The organism is Acidobacteriota bacterium, assembly GCA_016196065.1.
Taxonomy (GTDB): domain Bacteria; phylum Acidobacteriota; class Terriglobia; order Terriglobales; family Acidobacteriaceae; genus Acidiflorens.
Window position 1 is genome coordinate 815,661 of sequence record JACPYL010000012.1, and the last position, 21,647, is coordinate 837,307.

Here is a 21,647-nt window from a genome sequence, read left to right on the forward strand (position 1 = left end):
GGAATCAGGTATCAGGTGTCAGGTCTTAGGTTTCCTAATACCTGAGACCTAACACCTGACACCTAGCCTGACACCTATGCTTTTGATTTTCTGCGGCACCCCGCGTTTCGCCGTTCCGACCCTTGAAAAGCTGGTCGAAGCTGGGCATTCCGTGCCGCTGGTGGTTACGCAGCCGGACCGTCCGCGCGGACGTGGAATGGAACTGGCGATTTCTCCAGTGAAAGAATCGGCGCTTCGATTGGCGCTTCCGGTCGTCCAGCCCGACAAGATCAAGAACAACGAAGAATTCCGCGCGCAACTCGCGGCGCTCCATCCCGACGCGATCATTGTGGTCGGATATGGCCGCATCATTCCGCAGTGGATGATCGATCTCCCGCGCCTGGGAAACCTTAACCTGCACGCCTCATTGTTGCCGAAGTATCGTGGCGCGGCGCCTATCCAGTGGGCGATCGCGCAAGGAGAAACCGTCACGGGCGTGACCACGATGCGAATCGATGCCGGCCTCGATACGGGCGACATCTTGATGCAGCAGGAACTAGCCATCGCACCCGACGATACCTCGGAAACTCTTGCGCCGAAGCTGGCGGCGATCGGGGCCGAGTTGATGGTCCGAACTCTGAGTGGGTTGGAGAATGGCAAAATTCAAGCCATCTCCCAGGATCATTCGAAAGCTACGCTCGCCCCTATCTTGAAAAAAGAAGACGGGCGTATTGATTTCCATCGAACTGCGGCGGAGATTTGCGATCGTCTGCGAGGATTTCAACCCTGGCCGGGAGCGGATACTCTTTTTCGTGGACGCCACCTGCAGATCCATCAAGCTGATCCTGCCGCGCAGGGGAAGGAATTGGCGCCAGGCGAACTCTCGCTCGAGACGACGCACCTGTCGGTTGGCTGTAGCGGGAAGACGGTGCTCGAATTGATCGAACTTCAGCCGGAAGGCAAGCGTCGTATGCCGTCGCGAGATTTCATCAACGGATATCGTCCACAAAACGGCGAAAAGCTTGGAGAGTAGGCTCTGATGCCGGTTTCTCCAGCACGCGCTGCTGCGTTCGAGATTTTGCTGCGGGCGCAGCGTGACCAGTCCTATGCTTCCGAACTGCTGCACTCGGAACGCAATGCCAAGCTCTCGCCCGGCGATCACGGTCTCGCCACCGAACTGGTGATGGGTGTGTTGCGTTGGCGTTCCCTGCTTGACCAGAAAATTGCCGCCGCATCATCGCAGGAGCTGCAGAGGTTGGACCTGGAAGTTCTGACCGCACTTCGGCTCGGCATATACCAGATGCAGTTTTTGTCGAGGATTCCCGCTCATGCTGCGATCTTTGAAAGCGTGGAGATCGTGAAAGCGGCTCGCAAGCGCTCAGCTGCGCCGTTCGTGAACGCGGTCCTTCGAAAGGCCAGTCTTAGCCCTCGCGTCGACACGGCTCCCGAAATCCGCAACGCTGAAAGTGCTCAGTCGCTGGCTGCAGAGTCCGCACATCCCGAATGGCTGGTCGCGCGCTGGATTGAAAGTTTCAGTCTGGCGACTGCGCGCCAGATCTGCCGTCATGACCAGACTGTGCCCCCAACGGTCATTCACGTTCAGGAGTCTGCAACTGCCGCTGAACTCGTGCAAGCCGGCATACAGCTTTCGCCGGGTCTGTTGCTGAGGTCTGCACGGCGCGTTCAATCCGGCGACGTAACCAAAACAGAAGCCCATCGTGACGGCCGCGTTTCCATTCAAGACGAAGCGTCGCAACTGGTCGCTTTGCTGCTCGGCCGCGGGCAGAAGATTCTGGACTGTTGTGCTGCACCTGGGAGCAAGACCGCTCTGCTGGCGAAACAGAATCCGCACGCCCGGATATTCGCCGCTGACCTTCATCCGCATCGAGCGCGTCTGTTGCGCGAACGGATTGGATCGTCCAGCGTTCACGTGCTTGCCGGCGATGCTCATTACCCGCCATTCAAGGCCGGATTCGATCGCATCCTTGCAGATGTTCCATGCTCGGGTACTGGCACGCTCGCGCGCAATCCGGAAATAAAGTGGCGCCTCACGGCGGACGACCTGCTCGACCTGCAAAAGCGTCAGATCGCGATCCTCCAATCCACGCTGCCTCTGCTTGCTCCCGGTGGGAGGCTGCTTTATTCCACATGCTCGCTGGAGCGGGAAGAGAATGATGCGGTCGTGGAAACTGTGCTCGCGAAGGAAAGTGGTTTCACTGTGATCGACTGCCGCGCACACTTGGAGGAACTGTACCGTTCCGGCGAACTCGTCTGGGAGAATTACGATTCACTCTTGCATGGCCCTTACCTGAGAACGGTTTCTGGTGCTCATCCGTGCGACGGTTTCTTCGCTGCCGTTATGGAGCGGCGCGCGACCTAAGCGCGAAGCGCAAGCAAACTACATGAGATGTCATCCTGAGCGAAGCGAAGGACCTGCTTTTCCTCACTGCGAAAGAAATTAGATCCTTCGCTTCGCTCAGGATGACAGTTGTTAGGCTAGAAAAGCACGACTACTTCACTTCGAAGTTGACCGCACTTCCCGCCACAACTTTCTGCCCCGGCGCGGGACTCTGCGACACGATCATGCTTGCTGCTCCGGGCAGGGGCGCGGGAGTGGGGAGTACGGGCGGGGATTGCGCGTCGGGGGACTGTGCAGGCACTGCAAGATTAACCTTGCCAACTTTGACTCCGGCATCCTGAAGCGCCAGCATCACGCTACCGAGCGGTTGACCTACGAAGTTCGGCATCACGAACGCGGAGGGCTCCGGCCCGCGACTGACCAGCAGGCTGATCTTGGGCACCGAGATTCCCTTCGCATTCGCGGGAGGGCTTTGCGACACAACCTGGTCGGCAGCCGCGTCGGAAAGGTTGACCTGCGCAACGGATCCCAGATCGAGCCCGCGGCGGCGCACATTCAATTCCGCAACACGTTCGCTCTGATTGGTGACATCCGGAATTGCTACCCGCTGCGGACCGAGGCTTTGGGCGACGCGAACGGCCCATCCCCGGCGCACTTTCACCCCAGCCATCGGCGCCTGGGACATGATTCTTCCTTCGGGAATGTCCGGACTGTAAAACTGCCGCTCGACCACTACATCGAGTCCAGAGGCGGCGACGGCGCGCTCGGCTTCAAGCGGAGTCATGCCGACCAAAGGAGGGATCGCGACTTCGCGGCCATGAATTGCGAACCGCATCGCGGTCAATGCTGACACCAAGGCTACGGTGAGTAGTACCAGCGCCAGGAGGAGCATGCGGAAGAACTGTCGCATTGCCGAGGATTATACTTCGCGCCTGAGTTCGCCACGGGCCACTGGTCCCTGAATAACAGATCAATTCTCGTAATTCAGCATTGACCTGCAGTCCGAATAGCGCTACAGTCCTGTGCAAGCGGTTGAAGCGCTGAACGGCCCGTATCGCCACTCCCTTGGGCGTTCTCCGGTTTCAAAGAATTCCTCGAACCACTTCCCTTAGGCGTTTCAGCAATTGGTTCGTTCAGAAAAAGGCAGAAATTTGTACGCGGACGCTCGTTCCTGGAACGGATTCGCCACTCGTTGACGCGCGTCGGTGCGATGACTGCTGAGTATTCCGGCAACTCACTACAAGGAGACTGATTATGCGGGTTTGGGACAAGATAATCGGGTTCGCAGGAACGGGATTGCTGCTCTCTACACTGGCAGCACAGGCACAAATGATCGACAACACGCAGGCGCCGAACACGGCGAAGGCAGGTATCAACAAGTCATTATTGGACGAAATTGGCGCCGGACGAGGCGATGTGAACACGCAGGGATCGTCGATGTACATTATCAACCGTGATCCGTTCCGCTCGATTCGTCGGGGCCGGCAATTATTCCAGCGCAAATTTACGCGTTTGCAGGGTCAGGGAGCGAATGAGAAAGATGGCGTCGGTGACATCAACACCGATATCGGAATCGGAGCCGGCTTGTCCGATAGTTGCGCTCTGTGTCACGGACGGCCGCGTGGTTCCGGCGGAGCCGGCGGGAACGTGGTGACGCGTCCCGATAGCCGTGACGCCGGTCATCTGTTCGGCCTGGGGCTGAAAGAGATGTTAGGTGACGAGATCACGACCGATCTGCGCTCCACGCGCGATCTCGCAGTTATTCTCGCCCAGCAACAGAAGAAGCCGATTACTTTGAAGTTGCTCAGCAAGGGTGTGAGTTACGGCAAGATCAAGGGGAATCCCGACGGCTCCGTCGACACCTCACAGGTGCAGGGCGTGGACGCCGATCTGCGCGTGAAGCCGTTCTTCGCAGAGGGCAGCACGATTTCGATGCGTGAGTTCATCGTGGGTGCGCTGCACAACGAAATGGGATTAGAAGCGTCCACTGATCCGGACCTGCTTACGGCGAGTGCAGGCGGCCGTGTTGTGACTCCGTCTGGCATGGTGCTCGATGGGTCGAAGGACAAGATCAGCGCTCCTCCCGCGCCCGATCCTGACAATGGCAACGAGATCGATCCTGCGCTCGTGGATCACCTGGAGTTCTACCTGTTGAATTACTTCAAGCCTGGACACGGTGAGCCGAATGCGATCGCCGACAAGGGCCGAAAGATTTTCAAGCGTGTCGGTTGCACGTCGTGTCACGTGACGGATCTGACCATCAATCACGATCGACGCGTCGCTGATCTGGAGACGGCTTACGACCCCAGTCGTTCCTGCACGCCACCGATGCAGGCGTGTTACTTCAACAGCCTGTTTGCGACGGCGATGCCGCTGTTCCACGAAGTCGATGACGGCAGCGGACAGCCGACCCTGAAACTTCCGCTCGGGAATTCATTCGTTGTGAAAGATATCCTGACCGATCTGAAGCGTCACGATGTCGGCCCGAATTTTTACGAGCGCAACTGGGACGGCTCGACGCAGAAACAGTTTCTGACTCGCGCTCTGTGGGGCGTCGGCACGACCGGACCATATGGACACGACGGGCGGAGCAATTCGCTGCATGACGTCATCCTGCGTCATGGAGGAGAAGCTCAGGCGATGCGGGACAAGTACGCGGTCTTGCCGGCTTCGGAACAGATTGCGCTCCAGACGTTTCTGAACTCGCTCATCCTGTTCCCGCCAGACGATACGGCATCAAGCCTGGATCCTGGAGATCCGACCAAGGTCGGCTTTCCGCAATTCGGCCACGGCAGTATCAAGCTGGGCGTGCTGTTTAACAACCCCGCGGACCCGGAGTAGGGACTCTAGGGACGTGTTGTTCCATGCACCAATGAGGGAGAATGCCGGCCGGTGATTTTCGGCGAATCACGAAATCATCGGCTGGCCAATCCTCCCGCAGTTTCTCCTCCGTCGCAGGTGAAGACGTGGCCGGTCATGTAGGCGGCGTCGTCGGACGCGAGGAACGCGAACAGCGCCGCGATCTCCTCGGGCTGAGCATGACGGCGTAGCGGAACTTTCTGGTTCACCTGGTCCAGCATTTCATCCGTGTACTCCGCGCGCTGCATGGGCGTCAGCACATACCCTGGAGCAACAGCGCACACGCGCACTTTGGGAGCAAGTTCGAGGGCCATCGATTTTGTGAGTTCGATTACCCCTGCCTTGGTCGCGTTGTAGTCCGCATAATAGGGATAGCCCATCACACCGTTGGTCGATGCGGTTTGCAAAATCACTCCGCTGCCTCGTTCCATCATGTGGCGGGCGGCGGTTTGTGCCATGTAGAAGACGCCGGTCAGATTCACGGCGATCACCTTGTCCCATTCTTCGGGCGTGATATCGAGAAAATTGTGGCGAATGCTTATGCCGGCATTGTTGATCAGGACGTCCACACCGAGCATCAGCTGGATTGCTTCCGCGAAGGCGGCTTGCACCTGTTTTAGATCCGAAACATCGGCGGCGATGGCACCTGCCAGGTCGGGTAATTCCTGCATGATCTTCCGGCGAGCTTCCGGATCGCGGTCGATGACGCACACGACGCATCCTTCGTCGAGAAAGCGCGCCGCCGTGGCTGCACCAATGCCGCTTGCTCCACCGGTGATCAGGACTCGTTTCGCTTGCAACCCGCGCACGCACCACCTCCGCAAATAAAATTGGGCAGATCAGGATACCTGTCTGCCCAGAATCGCGCCATGGTGCGAGACGGCTATGGGAGCGCGGTCGCTTCAACCAGCAAGTGGCCGCGGATCTCCGTTGCAAGTTTTGCGGTCCCGTTGGCGCTCGCTGTGACCGAACCCAAGTCCTTGCCTTCGCCGTATTCGGCGACATGGTATTGGCCTGGCTTCAGCCCACGCAGTTCCACCTCGCCTTTCCAGGCTGCCGCCGACGGCGCAAAAAACGCGTAATACATCTTGCCGTCCTTTGCGATTGCGTAAGCCTCGGGCGAATCGTAGCCGTAGTTGTACAGATCTTTGAATTCACCTTTGGAGAGCATTTTCTGGTTGTAGATGCCAATCCACTTCTTCCAGTGTTCTTCTTTGGCGGGAGTCAGATTGACTGCTTTGTATTTCGGTCCGGGATCGGGCCATACAAACTTCGTTCCGACCACGCCGCCTGCACCGATGGTGGAAGCGAAGTCTTCACCGTGCTCGGTCCAATTGTTGCCGACACGGTCCATTTCGGAGAGTTCCACGTGATCGCCATACACCGCCGACTCCGGACCAAGCAAAGCTTTGTACATCTTGATCCGCCGGCGCACTTGCACCCCGCCGACCGGATCGGCCGTTACGGCCTGGTCCATGAACGGCAGCCATGCCAATGACGGCGGCGTGCCGCATGGGCAAGTTTGCGTCACGCTCTGCGGTTTGATCGCCCGTGAAGTCTGGAAGATTTCTTTGTAAATATCGGCCATCGCATTCACGGAGTCCTGCGGCGACTTGTGATGATGGGCCGGGTTATAGCACGCGGGCATGCTGTAAATGTTGTCGAGCTTGCTGCCGTCGAATCCCCAGTCTCGGATGAATTTCTCCGTCAGCATTTTGTGATACGCACGCACTTCCGGCACCGCCGGACACATGGCTGCAAGGTTCCTCGTGATGCGAGCGTGCTTGCCGTTCTTGTCGAGGATGAGCCAGTCAGGATGTTCTTTCACAACTTTCGACACGACGTACTTGTGCGACTCCCATTTTCCTTCGCCATCTTCCACGCCGAGAGGCAGCCACCATATTTGCGTGAATATGTCGTCTTTGTGGAAATCGTCATTCATTTTCTTGATGGAATCGCCGGGAAAGGTTTCATTGCGGGGATTCCAGTCGCCGTAGGTGTCGAACCAGCGATCGTCGAGCGTGGCCCACTTGATCCCCATTTCTTTCAGCTTGGGAACCGTGCCCAGCATCTGCGCGGGCGTGACGTTAAATTCGTATCCCCATCCGCACCAGCTCACGTTGTAAGCTTCGCTCGAAGGTTTGGGCAATTCCCAGCCTTCTTTCTGAAGCACACTCGACCACATTCGCAGCGGCTCGTAGAAGTCACCCGCGTAGACCGAGAGGAAACTGCGAGGAGTGGAATAGGCTTCGCCCGGCTTGAGCGTAGCGCCAGCGGTATATTCGATTTGCGAATCGACTCTTCCATCAGCGTCAACGCGCGCAGGAATCGATGCGGGAATGGGAAGGGTCTCGACGTGGCCGATCGCTTCGCCGACCTGGCTCCCCCAGAACGCAACCACTGGGATACCGCCCCCGTAGCCGCCTTTCACCATTTCTCCCATTACGTTCGGTTGCGAGAAAGTCTTGGTCAGTTTGACGACATCATCTTTTCCCCAGTCGTAGCTGGCGCCATGGAATGACCACATCTCCCACGGCTGCGCCTTGGCGTCGGCCAATTTCGCGCTCATTCGGTGGCGCTGATCGACGCTTTTATCGATGGCGAGGTCGCCGGTTCCTGTGTTCTTGTACTCGACGGTGCTCAACAGGATGTTCGGGAACTGGTCATAGATTTCGAATGCCAGCACGCGTTGGAGATTCGTCCCGGACGGGCCCAGCGGACGAGCGGGAATTTCCACTCGCTTTCCGGCACCCATCTTGCCGGCGGCTTCCATGACTTTCGCCTGTTGGAAGTCGAGGGTGAAATGAATTTCTTTGCCCGCCACGACAACGTAGTCGCTGTCGGCGGTGGCGCCGACCCGAGGTTCGTCGAGTGAGACCTTCTGGCCATCTTTCAGAAGGAAAGCCTGGACATATCCATCGGGACGCACCTGAAACTGAGCCGAACTGGTGGTGAGCACGACCGGGCCCCCATCGTTCACCTCAACCTTAATTGTCGATGGCTGCGTGGCGCCGGGTTTGGGCTTGGCGTCCGTGCTTGATTGCCGGGGCAGATGCGAGCACGCGATCAGAAACATGATCGCTGCGATGAGAACAATCCGGAATTTCTTGAGGGCCATAAGATACCTCTTTTCCCAAGGTGCGCCCGGTCGGGCAGGAATTTAAGAACGATAGTAAACGAAACAAAAGGTAACCGTTCGGAATATACACCGGATGGAGCCATGATGACCAGCGCTGGATCGCGGCGGCGCGCTATTCAGGAGGTGAGTGCGTTAGCCGACTTGCCAAATCGTGTCGAGAATCGTGCCGTCGACCCACTTTACAACTGCGCATGGACGGTCACCAAGTTTCGGCTTCGCGGGCCTGCCGCAGATGCCTTCCACTTCTGCCTTAATGTCCTGCAACGGGCGAATCGGCAGCTTGGAACCCTTTACTGCATCGATCAAGTCCTGCCGTTTGGGATTGATCGCGATGCCAAGCTCGGTGACGATCACGTCGATCATTTCTCCCGGCCCTGTCAAAGTTGTGACCTGATCGACGATCACCGGAATGCGATCGCGGAATGACGGTACCGCCAGAATCGTGCAACCAGAGAACAGGCAATTCTGCCAGCCGCCGATGCCGTGGAGCAAACGTCCGTCTGAATGGGTGACGACGTTGGCGTTGAAATGAATGTCGACTTCGGTGGCGCCGAGAATAACGGCGTCCACGAGTGAAGCGAAATTCCCTTTGCCGTGATAGTTGTAAGAAGTGAAAGGGGAAGTCGCGACGTGGCGCGGATCGTTCGCCATCGACCTGACGCCGTCGAGATCGAACGTCTGACCGTCGAGAATGTAGTCGGTCAAGCCCTCCTGCAGAAGTTCGACCAGAACTTTCGTGGATCCGCCCCGCACGAAGCGCGCTTTCACGCCCTCGTCCTTCATCATCTGCTTCAGGTACTGCACGAACGCGAGGGCGATGCCGCCTGCGCCTGCCTGAAACGAAAATCCATTCTTCATGATGCCGGCGGCACGGAGAAATTGTGCGACCAGTTCGGCGATGCGCAAGCGGTCCGGCGAACGAGTGATCTGCGTTGTGCCGGAGACGATCTTGGCCGGGTCGCCGATGGATTCGATTTCCACTACATGATCCACGTTGTTCCCTTGAATCTGCCAGGGCACGCACGGGAATGGCACGAGGTTGTCGGTGACGACGATTACGTTGTCTGCATACGTGGAATCGGCGAACGCAAATCCGAGCGATCCACAGGCTGACTTGCCATGCGAGCCATCGGCGTTGCCGAAACTGTCGGCGGTGGGTGCGGCGATCACGGCAATATCAATGTGAATCTCTCCGTCCTGAATCGCCTGGTAGCGGCCGCCATGCGAGCGGAGCACACCCATGCCGCGCATTTTGCCCTGCGTGCAATAGTCCCCGAGCGGCCCGTTCATCGAACCTTCGATGTGATGGATGACACCCTTCTCCATCAGTTCGATCGCGCCTTTCTGCGACGGAAACGACGCGCTCGGGAACCACATCAGATCCTTAACGCCAATTTTCGCGGCAGCTTCAAGCACCATCAGCGCCACCTTGTCGCCGTCGCGTAGATGATGGTGGCTCGAGATAACCATGCCGTCGCGCAGCCCGCATTTTCGCAATGCAGTTTCCAGATCGGGAACGCGCTTGTCCCCGTTGTCGGGATAATCTTTGTTGGAGCGGATGGGTGGGCCGGCCTTGCGTCCACGCGGCTGAAACTTTCCCGCACCAAGAAATGGGATCTGCGGCTTGCCGTTCACCATGGTGGGAACAGGCCGTCCGGCGGCATTCTGTGCGAGTTCCGGCCGCTGGCTCACGAGATCGCTCCCATCGCTTTGGCGCGCTCGACCAGCTTCAACGCCCGCTGCACGACTGGCGGATCAATCATCTTGGACCCCAGACTCACCACGGCCAGGCCTTTCTGTTGCGCGTCTTCAAATGCAGCGACAATCTTCTGCGCCTTTTCGATCTCGCTCGCGGATGGTGTGAACGCTTCGTGCACCACTCGAATCTGTCCGGGATGAATGCATCCCATACCTTCGAATCCCAGGGCGCGCGACGCGCGTCCCCAACGCAGCAACCCGTCCATATCGCCGACATCGGAAAAGACGGAGTCAATGGCCTGTACTCCCGCCGCCCGCGCCGCGTTGACGACACGCGACCGTGCGTAGAGCGACTCGCGCCCTTCCGGAGTCTTTGCCACGCCCATGTCTGCTGTGTAGTCTTCAAGCCCGATCGTCAGCGCGGCGACATTCTCGCTCGCGATGGCGATAGGAAACGCATTCTCAATCCCCAGCGCGGATTCCAGGATCGGCATGATCCAGATCGGCCGGATGATGCCGTGGCGCGATTTCAGTTCGCCGATCATGCGGTCGACTTCCGCCACCTGTTGCGGGTCTTCGCACTTCGGCATCAGGATCAAGTCGGGGCTTTCAGCAATCACATCGGCGAGATCTTCCAGTCCGAGCGGCAACTGGTTGATGCGGACCATGCGTTCGCACGCACCGAAATCGACGGCACGCAGGGTATTGCGCACTAGAATGCGAGCAACATCTTTTTCGTCGCGGTGAACAGAATCTTCGAGGTCGAGGATGATCGCGTCGGGCGAGTGCAGGGACGCGTTGATGTAATACTTCGGCTCGGAGCCGGGAAGATAAAGCCGCGAGCGCCGCAGTCGATCTTTTGCGGAAGGCTGCGGCAAAGGGTGTTGCGCGGGTAAGGAACGTTTGCCAAGCGCGGCTCCAGCACGCCGGACGGCCGCTTCCAGTCTTGCGGCTATCACAAAAGGCAGTGCGCCTTCGTCGTGGATCGAAACCCGCGCGTGCTTGACTCCAAGTTCCTCGAGAACTGCGCGCGCCTGTTCCTGGATCGCATCGCCGTAGTACGGAGCGACGCGAGATTCAAGCGCAACTTCCACGCCACCGGTATCGCGCACTTCAAAAGCCACGTGCGCGTCGGAGCGGACATCTTTACCCCAGTGACCAGCTTCGCTGGATCGCGGCTGCGTTTCGAGTGCGGTCATAAAAATCTCTCTGCCACGAGGAGCCGTTCTCTCAATTCGCTAGAGTTTTTTCAAAATTGCGTCCGTCATCTGCACCGTGGACGCCGCGCCCTGACTGATGGCCTTCGATCCGCCCGTCAGACGCATCATATCGTAAGTTCGGACTTTCCCTTCTTTCACTACCGATGCGATCGCCTGCCGAATGCGATTAGCTTTCTGATCTTCGTGGACGTGATCGAGCATCATGGCTGCGGAGAGAATCATCGCAATCGGATTCACGATTGGCGGATTCAGTTCCGCATACTTGGGAGCCGATCCATGCGTGGGCTCGAAGACGGCGACATCATCGCCGATGTTGCCGGAGGCCGCGAATCCGAGGCCGCCGACGAGTCCGGCGAATGCGTCGGAGAGAATGTCACCGAACAGGTTCGAAGCCACGATCACGTTGTACTCTTCCGGATTCTTGTTCAGCCACATTAACTGCGCGTCAATGTTGGTGGACCAGAGCGCGATCCCCGGATACCTGGCGGCAACTTCCTTGGCGACTTCTTCCATCATGCCGGAAGTCTCGCGGACGACGTTCGGCTTCTCGCAGATGGTCACGCCCTTGAATCCGCGCCTCTTCGCATATTCAAAAGCTGCCGTGACGATGCGTTCCGCGGCATGGCGAGTGATGATGCGGCAACTGACGGCCAGTTCCGGTCCCGGAACGTTGGCGAAAGCCTTGAATCTTGGATGGCTGTTGAGTGCGGCGCGAACGTTGTCGGGAGGGTTGGTCCACTCGACGCCGGCATACATCCCTTCGGTGCCTTGTCGAAACACAGTCGTGTCGATGAGGGGCTCGTCGAATCCGCCGTCTGTCTTCTTGCGTATGTAATTCAGCGGATTGCCCGTGAAGCCGACGCAGGGACGCATACAGGTATCGAGATTGAACTTCTGCCGCATGGTGACAATCGGCGAGTAATACACGTAGCCTTTGCCTTGCAGTTCCGGCTTCAATTCGGCCTGCGCGGCTTTGTTGGGTTTGGAAGTGATCGCGCCAAAAAGGCCCAGTTTGTGCTTGGCGAGCAGTTCCATCGTGCGCTCTGGAAGCGCATTTCCTTGCGCGCACCAACTGTCCCAGCCGATGTCAGCGTGAATGTATTCGGCATCGAAGCCGACCGCGTTCAAAACGCGCAGCGCTTCCGGCAGAACCTGGTTGCCAATGCCGTCGCCCGGCATGGAGATAACTGTGTATTTCGCCATGAGTGCTCCTCAAATCAAAGTCAGAATCTTGAACCGCCGAGACGCAATGAAGAACACGTCTCAAAATTGTCATCTTGAGCGACGCGAAGGCCTGCTTCCCCCGCCGGACTCTTCGCCGCCGGTGCTAAACAGCCAATCGCTTCACTACCAAATTCTCCACTCCGCCCGCGATCACTAGCGACTGCGGGACACTCCCCAATGCCGGGAAAGTAAATTTCGCGCCACGCCACGTGATCGTGCTGCTCGTAAAATCAATGTCAACGTTGTCGCCAGGGACAATTGTTTTCTCCTTGGCTGTGATTTCTTCCGCAAACTGCTCGCGTAAGCGGTTCACAAATTCAGGAACTTCAATACACAGGAATCCATTGTTAAACGCGTTGCGCAGATAAGTTTGCGAAAAACTGGCAGCGATCACCAGTGGAATGCCTTTCGCTTTCAGGCACGTTACCGCTTGTTCGCGGCTCGATCCGGTGCCGAAATTGAATTGGCTGACGATCACGTCTCCGGCTTGCGTGCGGGATGCAAATTGAGGGTCGTAGTTCTCCATGACGACTTTCGCCATCATCTCCGGAGTCATATCGTCGCGATAGGTGTAGTCCTTGCCGTAGATGGCGTCGGTATTGACGTTGTCCTGCGGCACAAAGATGAGCCGCCCTTTCACGCTCTGGGGAAAGCCTGCCAGTATTTCCACTTTCTCTGCGCTGCCCGATTTGCTGGCGAGTTCAGTGTATTGGCGTTGCGGCTCACCAGCGCCAAATTGATGTGGACCGCAAATGTACCCCGCGACTGCGGATGCCGCTACGACCTCGGGGCTTGCGAGATAGCATTTCGCATCGCGCGATCCCATGCGTCCTTTGAAGTTGCGGTTGGTAGCGGAGATTCCAGCTTCGCCCGGCTCGAGCAGGCCAATGCCGAGTCCGATGCATGGCCCGCATCCCGAAGGCAATGGAGTGGCGCCGGCATCCAGTAGCGTTTGCCACGCACCGCTTTTCACCGACTCTGCCTGTACCCACTGGCTCGCCGCGGACAAATAGAATTTCACGCCTGCCGCAATTTTCTTTCCGCGAAGAACTTTGGCCGCCGCTTCCAGATCTTCCACTCGCGAATTCACACACGAAATCAGATACGCCTTCTGGATCGCAACTTTGTTCTTCTCCATCGCGGCGAGCGATTGCATGACTTGCACAGAATCTGGACCGGAGACGTGAGGGGTAACTTGTCCAAGATCGAGAACGATTCGGGCTGCGTAGTTGGCATCGGGATCTGGCGCAGGCGGATTCTTTTCCCAGTTGTCGATGTCCCTGGAAGAGAAGCGCTCGATGCCCATTGATTTCAGGCGTGCATGAATACCGCGCAGATACTTGATCGTCACCGCGTCAGCAGGGAACCATCCCACCAGGGGCCCCCATTCGGTGGTCATGTTGGAAATCGAAAAACGCTCGTCCATGGAAAGGGATGCCACACCCGCCCCGGAGAACTCGACCGCGGCGTTCAAACATTCGTCGTGGTTGTAGAGTCCGCACAGCGTGATGATGACGTCTTTGCCGGTGACGCCCTCAGGAAGCGTCCCTTCGAGAACAACCTGGATAGAGCGCGGAATCTGCCACCAGAATTCGCCGGTGGCCCACACGGCCGCAGCGTCGGTACGGACAATGGGGGTTCCGATCGCGCCCAGTGCTCCGTACATGTTGGAATGGGAATCCGACGCCACTACGAAAGCTCCGGGGACCACGTATCCGCGCTCCACCATGATCTGATGGCCGATGCCCGAACCCGCGGGATAGAAATCCACGCCGTGCTCTATTGCGAACGCTTCGATGGCGCGATATTTTTTCTGGTTCGATTCGTCCTGATTCTGGATGTCGTGATCGAGCGCGAACACCATCTGCTGTGCGTTGCTGAGTTTCTTTGCGCCAATGCCTTTGAACTTACTCATCACAGCCGACGTGTTGTCGTGCGTCATGCAACGGTGGGGGCGGATCGAGAGAAAGTCCCCCGCGCGCAGTGGACGATTCGGCCCTTCGGTCATGTGGGTCTGCGCGATCTTTTCAGTGATGGTCTGGCCCATAAACGACCTCAATCTTTCTTCTTAAGCGCGAATGCCAGGTAAATCATTTGTCCCATGTGGTGATGCAGGTGCGTCGCACACTGCAAGACCATGTCGAAGCGATCGCGCGCATCGGCACCAGCCGCGGCGTACGGTTTCGACCAATCTTCCGGAGCCTGGCTGCGAATCGCTTTGAGCACAACTGCAATCGCATCGTCGAACTTCTTCAGAGTCTCTGCCTTAGGTGGCCGCGCGGTTTCAGAAAACTCGCGAGGACGGTCGCGCACATATCCGGTCTGCGCGATCTGCGTCCCGATGTAGTAGTTCAAATTGCCCGTGACGTGCAGCACCAGATGGCCAAAACTGTTTCCGAATGGGAAAGGCCTGGCCCAGAACTGTTCGTCGGTCAAGGGAGCAGCCAGATCGTTCAACATGTTCCCCAGTTTCTTGTAGCGGGTTTCGAGTCCAGTGCCGATCGCTTGATTGAGGTCTGACATTTCCTGATCCTTTTGTGCGACGAGCATTTAACGGCGCTTCTTGCTTTTCTTCTTCGCCGTCTTTGCCTTGGTGTGGACCGCTTTCTTCTTCACGTCTGCTTTCATCATCGCCATCAATTTCGAGACAGACGCTACCTTCTCCAGATTCCAGATCGCATTGACCAACTTCTTCTGCGCACCTTTGGAGAGCACGCCTTCCGCCAGGGCCGAGAATTTCTCTTCGATCTCCGCGTCGCTCAACGGATTCCGGGGATCGCCCTTGGGATAGTCAAGTTGCTTTGAGAATGTCCGGCCATCGGTGGTGGTAATGTTCACGATAACTCGTTGCAGCGCGGGAAAGACTTTTTCAATTTCAGGATCGGCGACGACTTCGACTTTCCTCAACTGCGCGCGGATCGTCGGATCCATGATTTTCTTCATCTCAAACTGCGCGGGTGTGACCTGCCGTTCGGCGAGCGCAGCCGCGATCACGTAAGGAAGCGAGTGATCCGCGGTTTCCTTGGTGTGAGGATCGTACTTACTGGGATCCGAGAGAATGTCGGCAGCACGCGCCAGCGACCGAATCTGGATCTTCGTGACATTGTCCGGATGCAAGTCGTTGCTCTTCACCAGATCGAGGACTGCTGAGATCGGGGCGTGCGTCAGCGCTTCCGTCGGGAAGAATTTCATTCCGCATTGCGTGATGCGCCAGGATTCGCCCAGCCCATCCGTAAGCAGGTTCAGCTTCCATTCCGGACCGTAGCAGTGAGCAAGGCCTTCCTTGCCGTCGATCACGTGCTCCGGACCGCTGTATCCCTTCTCGGCGAGGAGCGCGGCGAGCACTCCGCTCTGCGTGGCCATCGGATCCACGGTATTTTTCATCATCGTGAGTTTGCCCGCAGTCACAGCGCCCATCGTGCAGTGACGCGATGCCGAGATGCCGATCGCATGCTGAATTTTGTCCCATGGCAAGCGTAGTGCGCGTCCGGCGACGATCGGCGAAGCAAATGCGGTAAGAGTCGCATGATGCCATCCTCGCTCGCGAATTCCCGGGAAGGCGGCTTCGCAGAGGCGCATTTCAAATTCGTGGCCGAGTACAAATCCGACAATGAGTTCTTTACCGTCACTTTTGGCGCGCTCGCAACAGGCCATCGCGGCGGGGAAAATGTCTGACGGGTGGGATGGGTCCTGCTTCCAATAAATGTCGTTGTAATCCATGCAGCGGATCATCAACGCATTGGCGAGCGACGCCGACACAGCATCGATCTTCTTGCCTGTCCCGATCACAGTAGCGGGGCCGCGACCAGCGATCTCGTCCAGAACTTCAAGCGCGATGACCACGTCATGCTGCTGATATCCGCCCAGCGCGCAGCCAACGGAATCAAGCAGAAAGCGTTTCGCTTGATACACAGCCTCTTGCGAGAGTTGCTTATATTCCAGCGAGGCAGCCCAACGGGACATCTTCGCGGTAATGGTTTCGCTTCCAGTTTGGGTGGACATTACTTCACCTTTACATTCTTAGGATTCTTAAATGGTAAGAAGGCCATAAAGTCAGCGTGGTGCACGATGAACGCTTCCGTCGTGCGCTTCACGAGATCCCCTTCGGCGGCATGGGACGCGATGATATGGCACACTTCGTCGGCGACGCCGCATTCCATCGCGAGCGCGACGCCGGTAAACGGATGCCGCAGCGCCTCGCCGCGTTCACTCTGGCGACTCTTGCCGTCGGGGCCGATTTCATACTCCAGCAACTTTCCAACGTCAGCGAGGATCGCTCCAGCAATCACGACGTCCTCGTTAATCGGCAGGGCTCTTCCCATGAAGGCGGTCATTGCCTTTGCACTATCGCGCGCAATGTGGACGACGCAGCGCTTATGTTCCATGAATGTGATCGGACAATTCGGTACGAGCAGCGTGAAGGGAATCTGATTCAGGTCATCGGGCTTCAGAGGACTGCGCTCGAGAGCTTTGATCCAGGTTTGCGTGACTTGCTCGCGCAACCGGGTGTCGGCAATCCACTGAATTTCCGGCCAAAGACGCTCGACGGCATCGCGCATTGCATGACCTCCCCGTAGCAGGACTCAATAGACTATCGGAGCGCGCGCATTGGCGTCGAGTGACGTTGGCGCAAGCGGATGTGACGCTGCTCACAACCTGATCGCCAGACACATCACAATCACATCGCGGGCGTGTGTGTCTCCCACTTCTACTTGTTTGCGGAGGCTCCCGTCGTTTGCTCAATCGGCAGCAGTTCGATCGAACAACCCGATGCACTACATGTCAATTGGCCGCGCCGGACGATCTTGACGGACGAAGCGTCCGGAAATTTTACGGGGAAGTCCTTTTCTCTAAGCTGCGCGGAAGCGGCTCGGAGAGACTCGTCTCCATCGACAAATTCGGCACGTTCCGGGCGTGGCGAGCTGTCGAATACGAGATTAAAGTGCGCGGAAGCCTTGGGTGCAAGCGGACTGAGTTTCACTGTACGAGCCTGGATCAGATCGCTGACCGACAGAGCCGTGTCTTTGCCCGGGCCCGTTGCAGGAGGAAGTTTCCCCAGCCGCTCGCGCGAATCGGCGACCGCACTCCCGCCCGCTGCTATCGCCAACAAGTAAATCTGGCGCGCTTTTTCATGCTGGCCCTGTTTTTCCAGAACTTGTCCAAGCCGGTTGGCGACCGTGCCGGACTGGCTGAGAAGCCAGGCTGAATTCAGGAATTGCATCGCGTCCAGGGTTTCGCCGCGCAGATACTTGGCCCATCCGATGCGCGACCACGAGAGCGCAACCAGACGCATCGCCGAGAATGCCGATGGCCCCAGGCGGTCGTACTCGCCGGAATCGAATTGTTCGCCAATATCGTAAAGAACCTGGCGCGCATCATTCTCCGTCTTTACAGGATCGACGTCAGGACCCAGTGCCGCCGCAAAAATGTCTTCCCCGGAATCGCCTGCCGTGGAGCCGGTCAACCCCTTGAGCAGTTCCTGCGCTTTCGACTTCTCCCCCAGCCTCGTGTAGATCTGCGCTAACGACAGTCGTGTTTCCGGATCGTCAGGAGGAATCGACACCGCGGTTTCTAGTTCTGTGCGGGCATCGGCATCGCGTCCGATTTGCGCCAGCAGCATTCCCAGGTTCTTATGTGCCGGCTTTTCGAAGGGAACAATTTCAAGTTGCTTGCGGTATGCGGCGATCGCTTCCTCGGATTTTCCCGACTGTTGCAGTTCCATCGCAAGATCGCCGTTCGCGCTTTTGTGATTTGGATCGAGGTCAATCTGTTTTTGAAATGCGCGGATCGCTTCTGCGTGATTGTTGGACCCGGCGTAAGCCTGCCCCAGGTCGTACCAGCCCTCTTTCAGGTTTGGATCCCGATCTACGGCGCGCTTCAGCAGATCGATCGCGCTGCGATAGTCCTTGCTCTGAAGCGACTTTATTCCGGCTCTGTGCAATTCGGCAGGCGTGCCTTCGATCTTCGCGGACGCGTTGTCTCCATTTTTCCCCGAAGGAGCGAGGATGCTCGCGGTTAGAACCTGGCTCTCATCGCTGCGCGTGACATCGCGGAAAGAATCGTAGTCCGCGCGGCGGGCAGCGGGCAGTTCGTTCAATTTGACGATCAATTTGCGCTGCCCTTGTAGTACTCCTTTGCTCAGTGTGTATGAGGATGAGTACTCGCCATAGTCACGCGCCATCTTCACCGCGGTGGGCGTGTTCACAGAAAAGTTGGAAGGAAATTCCAGCCGTATTCGATAGTCCATCTCGCCGGCCGGGCCGATCTCAAAGGGCTCCTTGCTCTTAGCAGACGTTGTCACTGCGTGGACGCCGAGAGGCGGAATCGGCCGGAAGTTTGCGCTCGCCGAGGGTACTTCAAAATAGGGGTTGATTCGCAGGTGATATTTCAAGTGAAAGGGCTTGGAGGTGTCCTCGATCGGATCGACTTTCACTTGATCCACATCTCCGGGAAAGCCCCAGCCCGTCGAAATGATGCTCACAAAATCCTTCCAACGAGCTTCGGGGACCTGGCGGAAGCCGGCCCGCATTGGAAAATCGCGATCGCCTTCGGCGGTGTATTCAAGCGTCGCATCGAATGCACCGAACTCGCTGATCTTTCCATCAATCACCAGGCGAGCGGAGCTTTTGACGGGCGAATCGGCCGGCGTTCGCACCAGGCCGCCTTCGGCGTCGGCAGACGCGAGCACCGCTTGCTTGTTGCGAAGCTGATACAGGATGAGCCCGTAAGGAGCGACTTCGGTGGTGGTATCGAGCCATGTTAGATTCGCTCCCGAGGTCAGCCGTGCTGCGGTGATGACGTGGTCGAACTGGGCGGGCGATGCGATTTCAGGATCAAGCTGGCGAGAGCTGTGGATCAACACCGGATAACTTTGAATCCCTTCCGCGCGGAGCATGGCGGATAGCAGAGTGTGTTTGTCCTTGCAGTCGCCGTAATTGTTGGTGAGCACGTCAGACGCGGAATGGGGCTGGTAGCGGCCGATTCCGAAGGAGAGGCTCACGTAGCGAATGTTGCGCGCTACGAAGTCATACAGCCGGCGAGCCTTTTCTGTTGGATTGGTGGCGCCTTTGGTAAGCTCGTCTGCTTTCTTGCGGACGTTGTCATCGACCACCATGCGCTCGCCCTGGAGCTTTGCGTACCACTCTGCAACCTGCTTCCAGTCTGTGAAGGTGGTCATCTGCACGTCGGGGCCAGTATCCTCTTCCTCGTCCTGATCGTCTTTGTCGCGCTCGGGCTTGATGTCTTTCACGACCCAGGTATAAATCCGTCGATCGCCTTTCTCTTCAATCTCGGGCTTGCGAACTGGTGTCTTGAGTTTCACTTCGCGCGCTTTCGGGACATCGATTTCCAATCGATCCTCGTTGACGACGACTCCCTTCGGAAACCTGTGTTCGTACCAGAAATTTCCGGCAGCGAGGGCCGTCGTGATGCGGGTCACGGTGCGGTATTCGAGGGTGTCGCCCGGCTCCAGAGACGAAACCGAGATGTGGCGCTGCCGGTAATCGCTGTACATCGGCGCTTCCCGCAGATCGTCAGGAGCGAAATCCTGTGCGGTCGAATCGGGCGTCACGACAACCTGTCCGTTGGGCTTTCTAACGCGAACGTAGTCGACCTTCAATTCTTCGGTGCCCGATGAGTAACCGAAAATGAGCTGGCCAAACTGCTTGACGCCCGCCTGGCTCTGGATCCGAATCACGGCTTCTGTTTCTTCCACTCCGGTGCCGTCGTTCTCGAAACGCGCGCGATTCAGGATGTGCTCGAAAATCGAGGCTTCATCAGCATGGTCGGATTTCGCTGAAGACGACGATTGCCCTGCAATGTTCACAAGGGCGATTGCGAAGATGAAGCAGGAAAAAGCCAGCAGGCGGCGCGCGACTCGGAAAGACATACTGCAATTTTTGTACGCTGCGAGCGGCGTAAAATCAAATCAAGACAGTGGGGTGACGATGGCACGAATTTTCCGGATCACGTTGGTGATGTTCTGTTTTGGTTTGCTGGTTAGAGCGCAGGCTCCTCCACTCAAGATTGTTGAGGAGACGCTTCCAACGTTGGACGCCGGCGTTGAAACCCGGCTGCCATTGCACGCCAGCGGCGGTGTCCCGCCGTATCGTTGGAGCATCGCGTCTGGCACTTTGCCGGATGGCATCTCGCTGACGCCGGATGGAGTGTTGGTGGGTCGGGTCGCGGAACCGGGCACAATCAGTTTCACGGTGTTAGTGGAAGACTCGGCAAAGAATCGAATTACCAAGGACCTGCAAACCAAGGTTGTGGCAAGCCTGCTGTTTCAGTGGCTCCGTCCGCCCCAGGTGCACGGTGCCCAGATGGATGGCGCGGTTCAGTTATCCAACGGCACCAAAGACGATTTCGATCTGACCTTCATCGTAGTAGCGATCGCCGAAAACGGCCGGGCGACCGCGCTCGGATACCAGCACTTCTCGCTCAAGGCAGGCACATCAAATTTCCAGATTCCATTTGGACAGACTCTTCCGCACGGCGCCTATGTCGTCCACGCCGATGCGGTGGCGGAGATACCGGCGAAAAATGTCATCATTCGAAGATTGCTGGAAACCCCAAGCGCGATCACGGTCGTGCAAGGGCCTTAGATCCAGTTCTCAGTTGCCGGTTCTCAGTTCTCAGTGACAGCAAAACCCTTAGCCCCAGTTCTCAGTTGTTGGTTCTCAGTTCTCAGTGACACCAAAACCCAGAGCGTTCCGCCCGGCGTCGGAGGGAGCACTTGGTTCTTCACTGACTGATTTGCTGGAAGGGTAAAGCAAGCGGAGGGCTCAGAAAAAAGGAAGAAGGACTGAGAACTGAGAACTGGAAACTGAGAACTAAAAATAGAGAGTCCCGAGGTGGTGTTGGAATCATTCGTCTCGGCCAGTAGCTCGCGTTTAGACCCTTGCTGACCTCACTCGCAAAGCACCTTTGCAGGTTAACTTTGCGGCGACCTTGCTCGGGCTCCGGGCTCACCGCCAACCGGATAAACCAATCCAACGCCTCGGGACTCTATCCTGCCTTCGACATGGGTTCTTGTTCGCCTCGACCAGCGCTTAGCTATAGACCCTTGCTCGCCCTCTTCAACTCACCTTGCGGTTATTGAAGTGACTTCGCTTGAGCCCCGGACGCTGCACCAACCGGGAAAACTTCAGAACGTGTCAAAGAACGATTA

The 21,647-nt window shown here is 57.5% G+C and carries 15 protein-coding genes; 4 read left to right on the forward strand and 11 right to left on the reverse strand.

The features are described from left to right. Nucleotides 1-76 precede the first annotated feature (76 nt). Both HY010_15785 and rsmB read left to right on the forward strand, forming a co-directional pair. Nucleotides 77-1,012, forward strand: a complete 936-nt coding sequence (locus tag HY010_15785) for a methionyl-tRNA formyltransferase (GenBank protein ID MBI3477194.1) — start codon at nt 77-79, stop codon at nt 1,010-1,012. A gap of 6 nt (nt 1,013-1,018) precedes the next feature. Then, nucleotides 1,019-2,359 carry a 16S rRNA (cytosine(967)-C(5))-methyltransferase RsmB gene (rsmB, locus tag HY010_15790; protein MBI3477195.1) on the forward strand — a complete coding sequence of 447 codons (1,341 nt, stop codon included), beginning with the start codon at nt 1,019-1,021 and terminating at the stop codon, nt 2,357-2,359. 130 nt (nt 2,360-2,489) lie between these two features. Here the strand turns inward: rsmB and HY010_15795 are convergent, their stop codons facing one another. Then, nucleotides 2,490-3,248, reverse strand: coding sequence for a PASTA domain-containing protein (locus HY010_15795; GenBank protein MBI3477196.1), 759 nt, complete (start codon nt 3,246-3,248; stop codon nt 2,490-2,492). Between the two features lie 344 nt (nt 3,249-3,592). Here HY010_15795 and HY010_15800 point away from each other — a divergent pair, with 344 nt between their 5' ends. After that, nucleotides 3,593-5,179, forward strand: coding sequence for a thiol oxidoreductase-like protein (locus HY010_15800; GenBank protein ID MBI3477197.1), 1,587 nt, complete (start codon nt 3,593-3,595; stop codon nt 5,177-5,179). Nucleotides 5,180-5,253: 74 nt separating this feature from the next. On the opposite strand, the gene HY010_15805 is transcribed toward HY010_15800, so the two are convergent. From HY010_15805 to HY010_15850, 10 genes are all read right to left on the reverse strand, one after another. After that, on the reverse strand, nt 5,254-6,021 hold the full coding sequence (locus HY010_15805; GenBank protein ID MBI3477198.1) for an SDR family oxidoreductase: 768 nt from the start codon (nt 6,019-6,021) through the stop codon (nt 5,254-5,256). A gap of 59 nt (nt 6,022-6,080) precedes the next feature. After that, complete coding sequence (locus tag HY010_15810; protein ID MBI3477199.1) at nt 6,081-8,315, reverse strand: alpha-galactosidase; 2,235 nt, start codon at nt 8,313-8,315, stop codon at nt 6,081-6,083. Between the two features lie 153 nt (nt 8,316-8,468). After that, nucleotides 8,469-9,974 (reverse strand): citrate lyase subunit alpha, encoded by a 1,506-nt coding sequence (locus HY010_15815; protein MBI3477200.1) that lies wholly within the window; start codon nt 9,972-9,974, stop codon nt 8,469-8,471. Between the two features lie 50 nt (nt 9,975-10,024). Next, nucleotides 10,025-11,233: an HpcH/HpaI aldolase/citrate lyase family protein gene (locus HY010_15820; protein ID MBI3477201.1), complete on the reverse strand. Its 1,209-nt coding sequence runs from the start codon at nt 11,231-11,233 to the stop codon at nt 10,025-10,027. A gap of 39 nt (nt 11,234-11,272) precedes the next feature. Then, nucleotides 11,273-12,457: an isocitrate/isopropylmalate dehydrogenase family protein gene (locus HY010_15825; GenBank protein ID MBI3477202.1), complete on the reverse strand. Its 1,185-nt coding sequence runs from the start codon at nt 12,455-12,457 to the stop codon at nt 11,273-11,275. 124 nt (nt 12,458-12,581) lie between these two features. Beyond that, the gene (gene lysF, locus HY010_15830; GenBank protein MBI3477203.1) at nt 12,582-14,525 is read right to left on the reverse strand and encodes a homoaconitase; all 1,944 of its coding nucleotides are present in this window, start codon (nt 14,523-14,525) and stop codon (nt 12,582-12,584) included. Nucleotides 14,526-14,533: 8 nt separating this feature from the next. Continuing rightward, nucleotides 14,534-15,001: a DinB family protein gene (locus HY010_15835; GenBank protein MBI3477204.1), complete on the reverse strand. Its 468-nt coding sequence runs from the start codon at nt 14,999-15,001 to the stop codon at nt 14,534-14,536. A gap of 27 nt (nt 15,002-15,028) precedes the next feature. After that, nucleotides 15,029-16,480, reverse strand: a complete 1,452-nt coding sequence (locus HY010_15840; protein ID MBI3477205.1) for an MmgE/PrpD family protein — start codon at nt 16,478-16,480, stop codon at nt 15,029-15,031. After that, nucleotides 16,480-17,037, reverse strand: a complete 558-nt coding sequence (locus HY010_15845) for an HDIG domain-containing protein (protein MBI3477206.1) — start codon at nt 17,035-17,037, stop codon at nt 16,480-16,482. The genes HY010_15840 and HY010_15845 overlap by 1 nt, the downstream gene beginning before the upstream one ends. A 149-nt stretch (nt 17,038-17,186) precedes the next feature. Further along, nucleotides 17,187-20,366 (reverse strand): DUF3857 domain-containing protein, encoded by a 3,180-nt coding sequence (locus tag HY010_15850; protein MBI3477207.1) that lies wholly within the window; start codon nt 20,364-20,366, stop codon nt 17,187-17,189. 58 nt (nt 20,367-20,424) lie between these two features. On the opposite strand from HY010_15850, the gene HY010_15855 reads away from it, so the two are divergent. After that, nucleotides 20,425-21,081, forward strand: a complete 657-nt coding sequence (locus HY010_15855; GenBank protein ID MBI3477208.1) for a hypothetical protein — start codon at nt 20,425-20,427, stop codon at nt 21,079-21,081. The last annotated feature ends 566 nt before the right edge of the window (nt 21,082-21,647 follow it).

What these genes read in the sequence shown, in the direction of transcription:
- HY010_15785 (MBI3477194.1), top strand. Translation starts at nt 77, where the DNA reads ATGCTTTTGATTTTCTGCGGCACCCCGCGTTTCGCCGTTCCGACCCTT.
- rsmB (MBI3477195.1), top strand. Translation starts at nt 1,019, where the DNA reads ATGCCGGTTTCTCCAGCACGCGCTGCTGCGTTCGAGATTTTGCTGCGG.
- HY010_15795 (MBI3477196.1), bottom strand. Translation starts at nt 3,248, where the DNA reads ATGCGACAGTTCTTCCGCATGCTCCTCCTGGCGCTGGTACTACTCACC.
- HY010_15800 (MBI3477197.1), top strand. Translation starts at nt 3,593, where the DNA reads ATGCGGGTTTGGGACAAGATAATCGGGTTCGCAGGAACGGGATTGCTG.
- HY010_15810 (MBI3477199.1), bottom strand. Translation starts at nt 8,315, where the DNA reads ATGGCCCTCAAGAAATTCCGGATTGTTCTCATCGCAGCGATCATGTTT.
- HY010_15815 (MBI3477200.1), bottom strand. Translation starts at nt 9,974, where the DNA reads ATGGTGAACGGCAAGCCGCAGATCCCATTTCTTGGTGCGGGAAAGTTT.
- HY010_15820 (MBI3477201.1), bottom strand. Translation starts at nt 11,233, where the DNA reads ATGACCGCACTCGAAACGCAGCCGCGATCCAGCGAAGCTGGTCACTGG.
- HY010_15825 (MBI3477202.1), bottom strand. Translation starts at nt 12,457, where the DNA reads ATGGCGAAATACACAGTTATCTCCATGCCGGGCGACGGCATTGGCAAC.
- lysF (MBI3477203.1), bottom strand. Translation starts at nt 14,525, where the DNA reads ATGGGCCAGACCATCACTGAAAAGATCGCGCAGACCCACATGACCGAA.
- HY010_15835 (MBI3477204.1), bottom strand. Translation starts at nt 15,001, where the DNA reads ATGTCAGACCTCAATCAAGCGATCGGCACTGGACTCGAAACCCGCTAC.
- HY010_15840 (MBI3477205.1), bottom strand. Translation starts at nt 16,480, where the DNA reads ATGTCCACCCAAACTGGAAGCGAAACCATTACCGCGAAGATGTCCCGT.
- HY010_15845 (MBI3477206.1), bottom strand. Translation starts at nt 17,037, where the DNA reads ATGCGCGATGCCGTCGAGCGTCTTTGGCCGGAAATTCAGTGGATTGCC.
- HY010_15850 (MBI3477207.1), bottom strand. Translation starts at nt 20,366, where the DNA reads ATGTCTTTCCGAGTCGCGCGCCGCCTGCTGGCTTTTTCCTGCTTCATC.
- HY010_15855 (MBI3477208.1), top strand. Translation starts at nt 20,425, where the DNA reads ATGGCACGAATTTTCCGGATCACGTTGGTGATGTTCTGTTTTGGTTTG.